Genomic DNA, 15,953 nt, shown 5'->3' with positions numbered 1-15,953 from the left:
GGCCCTCTACCCACAGGTGGAGGGCCCTTCCGCGCGGCTGCCGGGGTCCGCGGTCCGGCGGCCGGCCCGTGCCCCGGGGGCTCAGGCGTCGATGCGCGAGCGGTCCAGGGTGGCCGCCGAGTCCACGATGAACTCCTTGCGCGGCGCCACGTCGTTGCCCATCAGCAGGTCGAAGACCTTCTCGGCCTGCTCCAGGTCACCCAGGTTGATCCGGCGCAGCGTGCGGTGGCGCGGGTCCACGGTGGTCTCGGCCAGCTGGTCGGCGTCCATCTCGCCGAGGCCCTTGTACCGCTGGACCGGGTCCTTCCAGCGCAGGTTCTTGCGCTGGAACTCCAGCAGGGTGGAGCGCAGCTCGGCGTCGGAGTAGGTGTAGTGGTACTTGTCCTGGCCGCGCTTGGGGTTGGTGAGCTCGATCCGGTGCAGCGGCGGCACGGCCGCGAAGACCCGGCCCTGCTCGACCATGGGCCGCATGTACCGCTGGAACAGCGTGAGCAGCAGGCAGCGGATGTGCGAGCCGTCGACGTCGGCGTCGGCCATGAAGATGACCCGGCCGTAGCGGGCCTGGTCGATGTCGAAGGTGCGGCCCGAACCGGCCCCTATCACCTGGATGATCGCCGCGCACTCGGCGTTCTTGAGCATGTCGCTCACGGACGCCTTCTGCACGTTGAGGATCTTGCCGCGGATCGGCAGCAGGGCCTGGAACTCGGAGTTGCGGGCCAGCTTGGCGGTGCCGAGCGCGGAGTCGCCCTCGACGATGAAGAGTTCGCTGCGGTCGACGTCGTCGCTGCGGCAGTCGGCCAGCTTGGCGGGCAGCGAGCTGGTCTCCAGCGCGGTCTTCCGGCGCTGGGCCTCCTTGTGCTGCCGGGCCGCGACCCTGGTGCGGGCGGCGGCCACGACCTTCTCCAGCACCGCCCGGGCCTGGACCTTCTCGTCCTTCTTGCCGGAGGTGAGGAAGGCCTTGAGCTCCTTGGCGACGACCGCCGCGACGATCCGGTTGGCCGCCGAGGTGCCGAGCACCTCCTTGGTCTGGCCCTCGAACTGCGGCTCGGCGAGCCGGACGGTGACCACCGCGGTGAGGCCCTCGGTGGCGTCGTCCTTGGTGATGTCGTCCTCGGCGACCCGCAGCACCTTGGCGGCGCGCAGCGCCTCGTTGACGGTCTTGGCCAGCGAGCGCTCGAAGCCGGTGACGTGGGTGCCGCCCTTGGGGGTGGCGATGATGTTGACGAAGGAGCGCAGCGTGGTGTCGTAGCCGGCGCCCCAGCGCAGCGCGATGTCCACGCCGAGGGTCCGGGTGACCTCGGTGGGCGTCATGTGCCCGAGGTCGTCCAGGACCGGCACGGTCTCCTTGAAGGTGCCCTCGCCGTGCAGCCGCAGCACGTCGCAGATCGGCTTGTCCGGCGCCAGGAACTCGCAGAACTCGGCGATGCCGCCGTCGTAGTGGAAGGTGCTCTCCTCGACCTTCTCGCTCTCGGTCAGCCGCTCGTCACGCACGATGATGGTCAGGCCGGGCACCAGGAAGGCGGTCTGCCGCGCCCGGTTGTGCAGGTGCTCCAGGGAGAGCCGGGCGTCCTTGAGGAAGATCTGCCGGTCGGCCCAGTAGCGGATCCGGGTACCGGTGCGGGTCTTGGGCACCCGGCGGGCCTTGGTCAGGCCGTTGGCGGGCTCGAACGGGGCGTCCGGGCCGCTCTCGGTGAAGATGCCGGGGGTGCCGCGGCGGAAGCTGATCGCGTGGGAGTGACCGCCGCGGTCGACCTCGACGTCCAGGCGGGCGGAGAGCGCGTTGACGACGGAGGCGCCGACGCCGTGCAGACCGCCGGAGGCCGCGTAGGAACCGCCGCCGAACTTGCCGCCGGCGTGCAGCTTGGTCATCACGACCTCGACGCCGGAGAGCCCGGTCTTCGGCTCGACGTCCACCGGGATGCCGCGTCCGTTGTCGCGGACCTCGACCGAGGAGTCGTCGTGCAGCACGACCTCGATCCGGTCGCAGTAGCCGCCCAGCGCCTCGTCGACGGAGTTGTCGATGATCTCCCAGAGGCAGTGCATCAGACCGCGGCTGTCGGTCGAGCCGATGTACATGCCGGGGCGCTTGCGGACCGCCTCCAGGCCCTCCAGGACGAGCAGGTGCCGAGCGGTGTAGTTGGAACCGTCGTCGCCGGCCAGCAGAGCGGACGGCACGGTCGTTTCGGCACTCACGCGGCACTCTCCTCGGTGAAAGATCTGTCTCATCGGTCACGTCCGGACGCGTCCGGACCGTCCGCCAGTGCAGCACGCCGCACCGACAGCCGTCTCCCTGTGTGTGCGCACCCCTCCGCTGAGTGCACAGCACGGCGGACCGGTCCCGCGCAGCTTGTACGCGCTCCGCGAACAAGGACCGTGCCGGATTCGGGGCGCCGGGGCGCCATCTCCTCCCGGTACCACCGGTCCTGGCGGACCGTGGGACCGGGTGCAGGCTCCGGAACTGCCGTTATGCAGGCTACCGGGGCCCGGGACGGGGCTTATGCTCCAACCCAGCAGAGGATTATGCTACGCGGACTCCGGCTCCCGGTTCCGATCGGGCGTTCGAGTGGCGGGCGGATCCTGGGATTCGGTAGGCATGAACCACCGGCCCCCGGGGCACGTCCTCATCAACACAGCAGAATCCTCAGAGAAGAAAAGCCACGAGCGGGAACGTTTTCGGCCTGGTTGGATGTTGACCCTGGTACGACAGCTCGTCGAGCTAGAGAAGAGGCGACGTGACTACTGTTCTGACACCTGCGAGCCCGCTCACCGCGGCTGACCGCTGCGACCGCTGCGGCGCCCAGGCCTACCTGCGCGTCGTACTCGCCAGCGGTGGAGAGCTGCTCTTCTGCGCCCACCACGGCCGGAAGTTCGAGCCCGAGCTCAAGAAGATCGCCGTGGAGATACAGGACGAGAGCGGCCGCCTGGGCGGCACCGCCGCCACGGCCAACGACGACGAGCGCTGATCCCGAGCGCCGAACAGCAGGACCCCGGCGTCGAGCTGTGTCCGGTCACGCACCGCGCGTGACCGGGTGAGCCGGGCGACCACCCCTCCGGGGCCGGTCGCCCGGCTTCGTCGTTCCCGGGCCGTCCCGCCCGGACGCTCCCGCCGCCGGCTCCTCGCCGGACGGACCCGCCACCCGCCCCGGGCCGCTGCCCGATCGGTCAACGGCGGGTGCCCGTCCGGCTACAGAACGGACCGGACCGCGTCACCGACCGAGCCGATCCGGGTGTAGACGCCGGGGTGGGCCGCCTCGGCGCAGCCGGCCCCCCAGGAGACCAGCCCGGCGAGTCGGCCGGCGACCACCAGCGGGCCGCCGCTGTCGCCCTGGCAGGCGTCCTTGCCGCCCCGCTCCTCGCCCGCGCACACCATGCCCCGGGCGTCGAAGAGCCCGTCCCGGCCGCCGGGGTAGGCCTGGGCGCAGGTCTGGTCGGGGATGATCGGCACGTCCACGCCGCGCAGCACCGGGGAGTAGTCGCCGCGGCCGGTGGTGTCCCCCCAGCCGAAGACCCTGGCCGTGGTGCCCGGCCGGTAGGGCTCGGTCTCGCCCTGCCCGACCAGGTCGATCACCGGACGGTTCTCCTGCGGATCGGCCAGGGTGACCACCGCCACGTCGTTCATGTTGGTGGTGAAGGAGTAGTCGGGGTGGATCCAGACGCCCCGGGCCGTCACCTCGCGCCCGGCCGAGCCGCGCAGGTCGTCCCGCCCGACCACCACCCGCAGGCCGGGCCGCTCCACCTGGCGGCCGCTGGACTCGTCGTAGAAGCAGTGCGCGGCGGTCACCACCTTGTTCGGGGCGACCAGCGCTCCCCCGCAGAACTGCCCCGACCGCGCGGAGCCGAACTGCTGCCGGCTGGACAGCGCGACCACCCACGGGTGGTCGACCGTGCTCGCCGTCCCGCCGCCGACGATCCGGCCCTGCGGCCGGGCCTGGGCGGCCGGGGCCGCCGGGCCGAGCGCCAGCAGCGGCGCGGGCACCACGGCCAGCAGGCCGAGCACGGCCGCCCTGCGCCGCCGGGACGCCGGCCGGCCGGGCAGTCCGGAGCGGGCGGGGCGACCGGAGCGGGCGGACAGGTCGGGGCGGTCCGGGGCGGGCAGCACGGCGTCTCCAGGTGACTCGGCAGCAGGCAACCGGCACAGCGTAGGTGACCGGCCACGCTCGGCGACCGCACACGGGCGCGCAGCCACCCGGACGAGCGACAACCGCCACCCGGACGCTGACGCGGACCGGCCCCGAACAGCCGGAAGGCCCGGAGCACGGGGCTCCGGGCCTTCCGGTCGGACCGCCGGGCGGCCCGTGGATCGTTTCGGGCGACGATCAGTCCAGGTAGTCGCGCAGCACCTGGGAGCGCGACGGGTGACGCAGCTTGGACATGGTCTTGGACTCGATCTGACGGATGCGCTCACGGGTGACCCCGTACACCTTGCCGATCTCGTCCAGCGTCTTCGGCTGACCGTCCGTCAGGCCGAAGCGCATCGAGACCACGCCCGCCTCGCGCTCGGACAGGGTGTCCAGCACCGAGTGCAGCTGCTCCTGGAGCAGGGTGAAGGAGACCGCGTCGGCCGGGACGACCGCCTCGGAGTCCTCGATGAGGTCACCGAACTCGCTGTCGCCGTCCTCGCCGAGCGGGGTGTGCAGCGAGATGGGCTCGCGACCGTACTTCTGGACCTCGATGACCTTCTCGGGGGTCATGTCGAGTTCCTTGGCCAGCTCCTCCGGGGTGGGCTCGCGGCCCAGGTCCTGGAGCATCTGGCGCTGGACGCGGGCCAGCTTGTTGATGACCTCGACCATGTGCACCGGGATGCGGATGGTGCGGGCCTGGTCGGCCATCGCGCGGGTGATCGCCTGACGGATCCACCAGGTCGCGTAGGTCGAGAACTTGTAGCCCTTGGTGTAGTCGAACTTCTCGACCGCACGGATCAGACCGAGGTTGCCCTCCTGGATGAGGTCCAGGAAGAGCATGCCGCGACCGGTGTAGCGCTTGGCCAGCGAGACCACCAGGCGGAGGTTGGCCTCCAGCAGGTGGTTCTTGGCGCGGCGGCCGTCCTCGGCGATGATCTCCAGCTCGCGCTTGAGCTTGGGGGCGAGCTTGTCGGCGGCCGAGAGCTTGTCCTCGGCGAACAGGCCGGCCTCGATCCGCTTGGCGAGCTCGACCTCCTGCTCGGCGTTGAGCAGCGGGACCTTGCCGATCTGCTTCAGGTAGTCCTTGACCGGGTCGGCGGTGGCACCGGCGACGGCCACCTGCTGGGCCGGAGCGTCGTCCTCGTCGTCGTCGGAGAGGACGAAGCCCTCCGACTCCTCCTCCGGGGCGTCGCCCTCGGCGGCGGGCTTGTCGCCCGGCAGGGCCACCTCTTCGAGCAGCTCCTCCTCGCCGAGCAGCTCCTCCTCGCCACCCTTGGTGCCCTTGGTGGCGGCGGTCTTCTTGGCGGCGGTCTTCTTGGCGGGCGCCGCGGTCTTCTTGGCGGCGGCCTTCTTGGCGGGGGCGGCCTTCTTCGCCGGGACCGCCTTCGCCGCGGCGGCGGCCGTGGCCGACCCCTCGGCGGTGATCTCGGCGGACACGGTGCCGACCGGCGCCGCGGCGGCCGCGACCGCCGGGGTGGAGATGGTCGCACCGGGCGCGATGCGCACGGGCGGCTTGGTCGGGGCCGACGGGGCGGCCGGGGTCCGGGTGGTGACCGCCTTGGTCGCCGTGCGCTTGGCGGGGCTCTTGGCAGCAACGCTCTTGCGCTTGGCACCGGCCGGTTCGGCCGCGCTGACCATGAGGTCCACCCCCTCCTCAATCAGCACCTGGTTGAGGCTGCGCATGACGTTCTTCCACTTGGTGACCGGGATCTGGTCCGCCTCGAACGCCTGGCGCACGTCGTCACCGGCGATCTGCCCCTGGGCCTTGCCCCGCTCGATGAGCGCCAGCAGAGCCGCGGACTCGGCGATCTCGGGGGGAAGCGAACGGGATGTGCTGGCCGACACGAACAACCTCTCGGACGATGAGTGGACTCGAACCCGTACCGGCCGCCCGAGCGGGCGGGGAAGGAGATCGCGCGTCGGGCACGCGGCGTCGATTCCGACCGACTCGGGCTTGAGGACTGGGTTTGCAGGACGGCAGCAGCGCCGCGGACCAACACAGCATTCTGACATGTTGGGGATATTCCGGAGCTGCTCCCGCTCAGGAGACATCGCTGCTGCTCGTCAAGTGTTACGCATGGCCTTCGTGTCGCGGGTCACACCGGACGGCGCCCCGCGGCCCGGGGCCGACTTCCATCATCCCCCACCCGCGACCGAACCATTCACCATGCACACGCCATTCATCCGCCGGCCGGTCTCCCCCCGCCTTCCGGACACCCTGCGGACGCCCGGCCCGTTTATGCGCCGGCCCGGAAACCGGGCACCGCGGCCGGACGTACGGAGGCCCCCCGGCTGCGCTGTGGCGGCAGCCGGAGGGCCGGGGTCGCGGACGGGACTGCGGAAGGCCGCGGGAAGACCGCGGACGGGCTGGTCATGACGGGGCGGTCCGTGGACGGGTCGCTGGGCGGGGGTGTCGGCACCCGGTCGCCGAACGGCCCGCTCAGTGCTCCCGGGGAGCGGGGACGGAGGGCTCGATCTCGGGCTGGACGGTGAGCAGCGCCCGCATCGTGGTCTCGGCGGCGGCGCCGTCGCCGGTGCCGAGCGCGTCCACCAGCCGCGCGTGCAGGCCGACCGAGGACTCCGAGGGCCGCTCGCAGGAGGTGGCGGGGCCGCCCGACACCTGAAGCGCGCAGGCGACGATGCCGGAGAGGTGCTCCAGCATCCGGTTGCCGGCCAGCTGCAGGACGAGGCCGTGCAGCTCCGCGTCGGCCCGGCCGTAGGTGGCGAGGTCCGCCTGGGCGCAGGCGTGCCCCATGATCTCGACGAGCTCGGCCAGGCGCTGCTGGACGTCCTCCCGGCCGTGGCCGGAGGCCAGCCGGGAGGCCAGCGGCTCGATCGCCCAGCGGAGCTCGAAAAGCTCCCGGCGCTGCTCGTCGCGCTGCGGTCCGAAGGCGCGCCACTCGATGATGTCCGGGTCGAGCAGGTTCCAGTCACTGACCGGACGGACCCGGGTGCCGACGTTGGGACGGGCGCTGACCAGGCCCTTCGCCTCCAGCACCCGCAGCGACTCGCGGACGACGGTGCGGGAGACCTCGAAGCGCTGGCCGATCTCCTCGGGGACGAGCGGCCGGTCGGCGCCGAGGTCGCCGGAGACGATCATCTGGCCGAGCTGCTGGACGAGCTGGCCGTGCAGACCGCGGCCGCGGCTGCTGGTGGTCTTGCGACCGACCCGGCCGAGGTCCGACTCGGCGCCCTCCCAGCGGGGCGCGGGCGGGGTCGGACGGTCGGCGTACGTGAAGCGGTCCAGGTCGGCGTGGCCGGGGATGGCCCCGTCGGCGGAACGGGCGGGGGTCATGGCGGGGTGCGCAAGGGTGTTCACAGCTCCTTTGTCGGCGATCGGCGGGCGCAGCTTGAGAATTCTCGTGAAAAGCACACGAAAGGGTGATCGACCGTGACTGGATAATTGACTTCTTATCAGGGCGAAGCACGCATTGCGGTCACCCTTGGTCGATCTTGACGAACCGCCCCCGCCGACCGGGGGCTCACAGCGCCCTGCGCCGGACCTGCACCATCAGCGTGACCAGCAGCAACACGGACACCGGCACCGCCACCGCGGCCAGCAGCGCCGGATCGCCCAGCACAGAACCGCTCACCGCAACCCGGCGGCCCCCGCCGTACACCCATCCGTACGCCCACTCGATCCCGGAGCGGAACGGCAACGGATCCGCCGCGCCGGACGGCCAGGCCGCCCCGGTCCGCCGCAGCAGCAGCGCCACCCCGGACTCCAGCAGCGGCGGCAGGGCGCAGAGCAGCAGCACCCCGGCGACCGCGCTCCGGGTCAGGGCGGCGCTCAGCACCCCGGTCCAGCCCGCCACGACCACCAGCAGGACGAACGCCACCAGCGCGGCCGGGACCCCGTGTCCGGCCGCCAGGGCCAGCGGTGCCGACACCCCCGGCAGGTCGCCGAACCCGTCCAGGCCGGCCGCGGCCAGCGCCCGGGCGACCCGCCCGGACAGCGCGTCCGGGTCCGACCAGGCCGCCACCGTCACCCCGGCCGGCCGCGCGAGGTGCACGGTCACCGCGTCGACCAGCAGCGTGACCAGCGCCAGCAGCGCCGCGAGCGCACCGGTGACCAGCAGCTTGCCCGCCAGCAGCCGCACCCGGCGCGGATAGCCCACCTGCGAGGCCGGGAGGCCCGGGTGGCGCACCTCGTGCCCGTAGGCCAGGGCACCCAGCACCCCGGCCCCCAGCGCCGCGAACGGCAGCGGCACCAGCGGCACGGCGGCCGTCAGCAGCCGTACGGCCGCCGCACCGGCCAGCTCCGCGTCGGCCGTCCGGGCGGCCAGCGCGCCGGCGGCCACGGCGTCGCCGACCACCACGAGGGCCAGCAGCAGCCAGGTCGAACGCAGGCCGCGCACCCGGCGCAGCTCGTAAGCCAGAACACGCACGTTTCACTCGCTCCGAAGATCAGAGGTGACGGGAAGAACGACTCCGCCGCGGTCCGGCCCCGCCGACCCCGCCGGCCCTGGTTCCCCGGGCGGGCCGGCGGCGGCCCCGGCCGGTGCCGCTCCGGCCGGCACCGGCACGGACGGTGCGCCCTTGCCGGACGCGGCGGACCGGGCCGCCGGGGCGGACGGCCGGGCGGGGGCCTCCTGCGCGGGGCCCGGCTGGACGACGCGGCCCAGCCGGACCGTGTCGTCGGTGAGCAGGTCCGCGGCGTCTCCGGGGCGGCGGGCGGCACCCCGGGGCGGGGCGGGCGACGCACCCGGAGCGGCCGAGGCGCGGGCCGGATCGCCGGGAACGTCCCGGAAGAGCCGGTCCACCGCGACGGTCGGGGAGGCCTTCTCCTCCCGCTGCCCGCTGCCGCTTCCGGCCCGGCTCCCGCCGGCCGGGCCCTCACCGGACGGGCGGGCCGCGGTCCGGCGCCGGAAGACGCTCCGGACCCCGCTGCGGGCGGTGAGCGCGGACAGCGCCGTCGCGGCCGACAGGCCGGCGGCGGCCGCCACCGGAAGGGCGAGGGTGGGCGCGGGGTCCCGGTCGCGGCCCCGGTCCTGCTCACGGCCGGGGTCGTGGCCGGGGTCGCGGTCCGGGCCGGAGGCGGACTGGTCCGGCACCGCCGTCGTCCGCCCGCCGACCACCGGAGGCTGCACCACCGGCAGCACGGCGGTCCGTCCGGCCGCCGCGGTCTCGCCGGCCTCCGGCCCGGTGGCGGGCCGCCCGGCCGACGCCGGGGGCGCCGGACGCTCCGGCACCGCCTCCGCCTGCTCCTTCGGCGGCCGGGCCGGACCGGACCCGGCCTGCACCTGGAGCCGCCCCGAGCGCCCGGAGCCCGTCGGCAGGGCGGCCCTGGGGGCGGGCCGCTCGACCACCCGGTCGGCGAGCTCGTGCAGCAGGATGCCGTTCCGGTAGGCGAGTTCACCGATCTCGGTCCGGCCGATCCCGGCCACCGCGAGCCCGGCACCGCCGTCCTTGCGGACCTGCGCCCCGTGGCCGGTCAGCAGGTCGGCGAGCCGGGCCATCTGCGGACCGCGGACCGCGACCTCCGGGCTGATCCGGGTGCGCCGGAACTCCGACACCGGCTGGTCGGCCGCCATCCGGCCCTCGTCCAGGGTGATCACCCGGTCGGCCAGCCTGGCGGCCTCCTGCGGGCTCCGGGTGGTGGCCAGCACCGTTCCGCCGGCGATGGCGAAGGAGCGCAGGAAGGAGTGGAACCACTCCGCGTTGCGCGGGGAGAGCCCCTCGGCGGGCGCGTCCAGAAGCAGGCTGGCGGGCTCGCCGAGCAGTGCGGCGGCGAGGGCGAGCCGGCGGTGCATCCCGGGCGAGAAGGTGCGCAGACGCTGGTCGGCGACGGCCGCCAGCCGGGTCTGTTCCAGCAGTTCGTCGGCCCGGCCGACGGGCATCCCGACCGCGGCGGCCAGCATCCTGAGGTGCCCCCGGGCCTTCCGGTCGGGGTGTCCGGCACAGTCCGCCGCCCCGGGTGCGCCGCCGCCCGGGGCGGCCAGGACCACGCCGACCTCGTGCTCGGGCCGCCGCAGCCGGCGGTAGGTGCGGCCGCCGAAGAGCGTGACGCCCCGGCCGCGTTCGAGTTCCAGCATCAGCCGCAGCGCGGTGGACTTGCCGGACTCCTCCGGGCCGAGCAGCACCGTCACCGTGCCCGGGCGGGCGTCGAAGGTCAGATCCAGGACCGCCGGTGGACCGCCCCGTCGGTAGACCTTGGTCAGTCCGGTGATCTGGATCATCGCTGGCTGCTCCCATGCCCTCGGCCCACCTGGTCCGTGCGGCGCCGGGTCGCGCCCGCACGGTTCCGCGCCAGCACATTAGGGGTCCGCGGCGGAGATTCCGGGCATTGCGGGAGCGGCACGGCCCACCGCCCGCACACCTCACCCGATCAGGGGACAATCCGATCCCGGGGCCGGGTCGGTGGGTAGGCGGCCGCGGTGGGGTGACGCGGGGCGGCGGGTCCACCGGGAAGGCCTCGGGAGGGTCCGGGCCGCCGGGGCCGCGGTTGGCGGTGCTGCGGTTGGCGGTGCTGCGGCCGGCGCTGTCTCAGGAATCCGGGCGCAGCATCGGCGGGTTGAGCACATTGGCCCCGCCGGAGGTGAACAGCTGTGCCGGGCGCCCGCCCTGACGGGTCGTCGTCCCGCCCGACGGCAGCAGGAAGCCAGGCGTGCCGGTGACCTTGCGGTGGAAGTTCCGCGGGTCGAGGACCACGCCCCAGACCGCCTCGTAGACGCGCCGCAGCTCGCCGACGGTGAACTCGGTGGAACAGAAGGCGGTCGCCAGCGAGGAGTACTCGATCTTGGACCGGGCGCGTTCCACGCCCTCCGCCAGGATCAGCCCGTGGTCGAAGGCGAGCGGGACGCCGTCGGCCTGCTCCGGGCCGAGGAGTTCGGTGACCGGGGCCCAGCGGGCGCCGCTGGCGTCGCCGCCGGCGCGCGGGGTGGGCAGGTCGGGCGCGAGCACCAGGTACGCCACGCTGACCACCCGCATCCGCGGGTCGCGCTGGGGGTGGCCGTAGGTGGCCAGCTGTTCGAGGTGGGCGCCGGCGGTGCCGGGCCCGGCCGCGTCGTGGCCGGGGGCGGAGTAGGCGCGCAGCCCGGTCTCCTCGGCCAGCTCCCGGGAGGCGGCCTCGGCCAGGCCCTCGTCGGGGCGGACGAAGCCCCCGGGCAGGGCCCAGTAGCCCTGGAAGGGCGGCTCGCCCCGGCGGACCAGCAGGGCGCAGAGCGCGTGCTCCCGCACCGTCAGCACGACCAGGTCGACCGTGACAGCGAACGGGGGGAAGGCCGACGGGTCATAACGCGACATGGCGACGATCATAGTCGTCTCTCTGACGATAAGCACAGGCCCGCGTACGGACCGTGCCGCCTCCGACCGTCCGGGGCGGCACGGTGGGGCGGGCCGTACGCGGGCCGGTCCGCGCCCGGACGGACGGCGGAGGCGGCGTCAGCGGGCCACCAGCTGAAGCTCGGCGGACGCCTCCTCGACCATCGCCACCCCGATCCGGCTGACGCGGACCGAGAACGGCTCGCCGGCCACCCGGAGCCCCGTCAGCTCCAGCTCGCCCAGCGGCGCCGTGCTGGCCGGACGGACCAGCACCCGCCCGCCGGGGACGTCCGGCCGGACGCCGGCGAGCGCGAACACCGCGTGCGCGGCCCCGGCCGCCGACACCGCCGCCGGCCGGCAGGCCCCCGGATGCGGCACCGGCGGGCAGCCGGGCGTCCACTGCTCCCCCGCGTACATCTCGGGCAGCCGGCCCTCGAAGTGGGCGGCCGCGCCGAGCAGGCCCTCCAGCAGCGCCCCGGCCTCGTTCTCGTGGCCGGCGTCCGCGAGGCCGGCGATCGCGAGCGCGGTCTCGTGGACGCGCACCGCCCCGCCGCGGTGGCCCAGCGGGTTGAAGCGGGGCGACTTGGCGCTGAGCGTGCGCAGCCCCCAGCCGCTGTCCAGTTCGGGCGCGGAGAGCCGCTGGGCCAGCAGCCTGGTCTGCTCGCGGTCCAGCAGGCTCTCGTGCCGGCCGCCGTCGGCGGCGAGCCCCGGGTCGAGCAGGTGGACCAGGGCGGCGGCGACGGCGGGCAGCGGCTGACCGCCCGGGGCCAGCCCGGCGGCGGGCCGGCCGCCGGAGAGGTCGTCCACCCAGAAGCGTTCGCGGAAGCGTCCGCGCAGGGCGGCCGCCCAGCTCCGCCACTCCTCGGCGCCGGACCGGCCGAAGGCCTCCAGCAGCTCGGCGCCGTGCAGGGCGGCCCGGTGCGCCTGGGCCTGGACCTCGGCCCGCGCCGGCACCGGGTGCGCCGACCGCTCCTCGACCGGCCGGCTCAGGTCGGTGACGAAGCCGTCCACCAGACCGTCCCGCAGCGCGCCGAGCGCGCGCTCGGCGGCCGGGATGAGCTCCGCGACCTCGGCCCGGGGAAGGCCCCAGCGCCAGGCCTCCGCCAGCACGGTGACGAACAGCAGGGTCGCCTCGGTGGCGGTGCAGGTCGGCGGCAGCTCGGGTCCGCCGTGGCGCAGCGCGCCGGGGAGCAGCCCCTCGGGGCGGAGGCCGCCCGGGCCGGGCGTGCCGGCCGGCTGCTGACGGCGGGCCAGCGCGCGCAGGGTGCCGGCGGCGAGCCGGGTGCCGAGCGGCAGGGTCAGCCGGGCCGCCCAGAGCGCGTCGGCCGGGGCGAGGCCGAACCGCCAGGGTGCGCCCGAGGCCAGGTAGAGGTCGGTGGGGCGGTCGGGGTCGGCGAACAGCAGCCCGCCGAGGGCGTCCAGGGAGCGCGACACCACCAGTCCCGCGCGCGGGTCGTCGCAGCGCACCTCGGGTTCGGCCCAGGGCAGCGGGACGCCGGTGCCGCGGCCGCCCGGCGGGCGCGGGCCGGGCGCCGTGGTCTCCAGACCGGCCCGCAGCTCGACCGACCAGCGGGCGCCCGGCTGGACCTCCAGGTCCCAGCGCAGCACGCCGGCCCCGGCCAGCACCGCGTGCGGCGACGGCTGGGCGCTGACCGTGGCGCTGTGCGTGGGGCCCACCCAGCGCAGCCCGGCGGACTGCACCTGGCCGGGCAGGTCCGGGGGCCGGTGTCCGGCGGCGACCTCGCCGACCGGGCCGAGGTCGGTGGCGAGCGCGATCTCCAGCGGCAGCCGGGCCGGGCGGCCGCCCGCGTTGCGGACGGTGACGGTCTCGACGCCGTCGGCGTGGCGCAGCCGCTCGACGGTGAGCGCCGGGTCCGGGTCGAGATCGCCGGGGAGGCGGACGGCACCCAGGAACCGGGCCTGGGCCGCCGAGGTCAGGGTGCCCTGGAGCGGGAGCGGTTCGATCCCCCCGAGGCGCACCTCCATCCGGGCCACCACCCGGACGCCGGAGCGGTAGAAGCCGTGCAGGCCGTGGCCGCGCAGCTGGCCGTCGGGGCCGGAGGCGGCCATCGCGGGCGCGTTCACGCAGAGCACCGTGTGATGGGTGGCGGCCGGCTGGGGGCGCGGCGGCGCGGACCGGGCCGCCCCGCCGGGTCCGGCCGGCCGGACCTGCTCCGGCCGGCCGGCCGGTCTCGGCGCGCCGACCACGCTCTCGGCCGGCGTGGCCTGTGGTGGCCTCATGGCGGTCACCGGACTCTCCTCCCCTCGGCGGTCCGGTGGCCGGTCAGGGCCGATGGGCCGCGAGCATGTTCGATCGCGTGCGTGCTGTGCCGGGCCGGCGGACACCCCGCCGGCCGCCGTGCCGTGTCTGGCCGTACCCGGTGCCGGGCCGTGCCATGCGGCGCCCGGTACCTGGTCGGTACCGGCCCCCGCGCCGTTCGTTCCCGGGCGTCGGCGCGCCCGGCCGTCGCCGTACCGCACCGGGCGCCGCCGGACCCGCCCGCGGGTCCGTGCCGGTGACTCCGTGCCCGGAACCCGCCCGCCGCCCCCTGCGGGCACAGTCGGCCCGCGGTCCGCTCCGCGCCCCGCAGCACCGGCGACGGTGCCGGCCGTCCGACCCCGGACCGCCCGCCCGGGGCGGTGGACGCCGGGTACGGGGCCCCCGGGGTGAACGCCGGAAACCGCTCACAGGTCACGCCCGGCGGCCCGCCGCCGGTCCGGGTCCCGACCGGGCGACCGCGTGCCGGAGGCGGCCACGCTGCCGCTGCCGGTCCGTTCGGGCCGGCCGCACGGGCCGCCGGGTGGGCGGTCGCGGGCGGTGGCCGCCGGGGCGGCCCCGGGCCGCGGCCAGGATACGGTGCGGGGGTCGCGGACCCGCCACCGGTGACCCCGGTCGGCGCCGGCCCGACCGCTGTGACCAGCAGAGACCGAGGAGTTGTATGTCCACCGCCAGCCGGCTGCCCGGGATTGCCTTCACCGACCACGTCTTCCGGATGCCGCTCGACCACGACGCACCGGAGGGCGAGCAGATCGAGGTGTACGCCCGCGAGGTGGTCGCCTCGGGCCGGGCCGGGGACACCGGCCTGCCGTGGCTGCTGTTCCTGCAGGGCGGACCGGGCGGCAAGGCCGGCCGGCCGCTCGGCCGCGACGGCTGGCTGGAGCGCGCGCTCGACGACCACCGGGTTCTCCTGCTCGACCAGCGCGGCACCGGCCGGTCGACGCCCGCCACCCGGCAGACGCTGGCCCGGCGGGGCGGGGCCGGGGAGCAGGCCGGCTACCTGGCGCACTTCCGGGCCGACTCGATCGTCCGGGACGCCGAACTGATCCGCCGCCGACTGCTCGGCGAGGACCACCGCTGGAGCGTGCTCGGTCAGAGCTTCGGCGGCTTCTGCACCCTCACCTACCTCTCGATCGCCCCCGAAGGACTCGACCAGGCCTACATCACCGGCGGTCTGGCCGGCCTGCGCAGCTCCGCCGACGACGTCTACCGGGCCGCCTACCCGCGCGTCGTCCGCAAGAACGAGGGCCACTACGCGCGCTTCCCGCAGGACGTCGAAGCGGTCCGGCGGATCGCCGCACACCTCGCGGACGCCCCTGCCGCCCTGCCCGACGGCGGGCGGCTCACCGTCGAGGCGTTCCAGGCGCTCGGGATGCTGCTCGGCGGCGGCAGCGGCTCCGGGACCCTCCACTACCTGCTGGAGGAGGCCTGGGTGGAGGGCGCGGCCGGACCCGAGCTCTCCGACACCTTCCTGGCCGCCGCCCAGGCGCAGCTCTCCTTCGCGCAGGGCCCGCTCTACGCCGTCCTGCACGAGTCGATCTACGGCCAGCGCTCGGTGGACCCGGCCGGCACCGCCTGGTCCGCCGAGCGCGTCCGCGCGGAGTTCCCGGAGTTCGACGCCCGGGCCGCGCTGGAGTCGGGCGCGCCGGTGCTGTTCACCGGGGAGATGATCTACCCCTGGATGTTCGACACCGACCCGGCGCTGCGCCCGCTGAAGGAGACGGCCGAACTGCTCGCCGCCCGCACCGACTGGGCCGACCTCTACGACCCGGCCCGGCTGGCCGCCAACGAGGTGCCCGTCGTGGCGGCGGTCTACCACGACGACATGTACGTCGACACCGCCGATTCCCTGGAAACCGCGCGGGCCGTCCGGGGACTGCGGACCTGGGTCACCAACGAGTGGGAGCACGACGGCCTCCGGGTCAGCGGGGGCAAGGTGCTCGACCGTCTGATCGCGATGGCGCGCGACGAGGCGTAGCCCGCCGGCGCTCCCGCGCCCGGCCCCCGGGCGGCGGGAGTCCCACCGGGGCCTTCCCGGCCGCCCGGCGGGACGGTCGGGAAGGCCGGGGCGGGAGGCTCGGCGGCCCGTGCCCCGGGCGCCCGGGCGGGCCGAACCGCGCGGCCCACCCGGCCGGGAGGCCCCGGAGGCCAGGACGTCAGTGCCCACGGCGCTCCGCCGCCCCGCGGACACCCGGGTGCCCCACCCGTCGGGGGGGGGGGGGGGCCGCCGCCCCCCCCCCCCCCCCCCCCGCGCCGCGCAGGATAAAAAAAACAAACACCACACCAAAAAA

At 75.3% G+C, this 15,953-nt stretch carries 10 protein-coding genes; 2 read left to right on the top strand and 8 right to left on the bottom strand.

The features are described from left to right. Positions 1-81 precede the first annotated feature (81 nt). Positions 82-2,193: a type IIA DNA topoisomerase subunit B gene (locus ACFCX4_RS24770; RefSeq protein WP_376146238.1), complete on the bottom strand. Its 2,112-nt coding sequence runs from the start codon at positions 2,191-2,193 to the stop codon at positions 82-84. 539 nt (positions 2,194-2,732) lie between these two features. Here ACFCX4_RS24770 and ACFCX4_RS24765 point away from each other — a divergent pair. Then, complete coding sequence (locus ACFCX4_RS24765; RefSeq protein ID WP_376146235.1) at positions 2,733-2,963, top strand: hypothetical protein; 231 nt, start codon at positions 2,733-2,735, stop codon at positions 2,961-2,963. A 221-nt stretch (positions 2,964-3,184) separates the two neighbouring features. On the opposite strand, the gene ACFCX4_RS24760 is transcribed toward ACFCX4_RS24765, so the two are convergent. The 7 genes from ACFCX4_RS24760 to ACFCX4_RS24730 form a co-directional block, all read right to left on the bottom strand. Further along, the gene (locus ACFCX4_RS24760) at positions 3,185-4,036 is read right to left on the bottom strand and encodes a trypsin-like serine protease (protein ID WP_376146244.1); all 852 of its coding nucleotides are present in this window, start codon (positions 4,034-4,036) and stop codon (positions 3,185-3,187) included. 280 nt (positions 4,037-4,316) lie between these two features. Continuing rightward, positions 4,317-5,972: an RNA polymerase sigma factor gene (locus tag ACFCX4_RS24755; protein ID WP_376146232.1), complete on the bottom strand. Its 1,656-nt coding sequence runs from the start codon at positions 5,970-5,972 to the stop codon at positions 4,317-4,319. A gap of 589 nt (positions 5,973-6,561) precedes the next feature. Continuing rightward, positions 6,562-7,494 carry a FadR/GntR family transcriptional regulator gene (locus ACFCX4_RS24750; RefSeq protein ID WP_376146229.1) on the bottom strand — a complete coding sequence of 311 codons (933 nt, stop codon included), beginning with the start codon at positions 7,492-7,494 and terminating at the stop codon, positions 6,562-6,564. Between the two features lie 109 nt (positions 7,495-7,603). Then, entirely contained in the window at positions 7,604-8,509 is a 906-nt protein-coding gene (locus ACFCX4_RS24745) for a hypothetical protein (protein WP_376146226.1), read from the bottom strand. A gap of 3 nt (positions 8,510-8,512) precedes the next feature. Further along, entirely contained in the window at positions 8,513-10,300 is a 1,788-nt protein-coding gene (locus ACFCX4_RS24740) for an ATP-binding cassette domain-containing protein (RefSeq protein ID WP_376146223.1), read from the bottom strand. Positions 10,301-10,607: 307 nt separating this feature from the next. After that, positions 10,608-11,366, bottom strand: a complete 759-nt coding sequence (locus tag ACFCX4_RS24735) for an NUDIX domain-containing protein (protein ID WP_376146220.1) — start codon at positions 11,364-11,366, stop codon at positions 10,608-10,610. Positions 11,367-11,504: 138 nt separating this feature from the next. Beyond that, a complete protein-coding gene (locus ACFCX4_RS24730) occupies positions 11,505-13,625 on the bottom strand; it encodes a glycogen debranching N-terminal domain-containing protein (protein WP_376146241.1) in 2,121 nt (706 codons plus the stop codon). 698 nt (positions 13,626-14,323) lie between these two features. On the opposite strand from ACFCX4_RS24730, the gene ACFCX4_RS24725 reads away from it, so the two are divergent. Further along, positions 14,324-15,640 (top strand): alpha/beta fold hydrolase, encoded by a 1,317-nt coding sequence (locus ACFCX4_RS24725; protein WP_376146217.1) that lies wholly within the window; start codon positions 14,324-14,326, stop codon positions 15,638-15,640. Positions 15,641-15,953: the final 313 nt, after the last annotated feature.

The sequence above is a fragment of the Kitasatospora sp. NPDC056327 genome (assembly GCF_042261735.1).
GTDB lineage: Bacteria > Actinomycetota > Actinomycetes > Streptomycetales > Streptomycetaceae > Kitasatospora.
The sequence above is the reverse complement of the archived record's forward strand: the minus strand, read 5'-3'. Positions and strand labels throughout refer to the sequence as shown.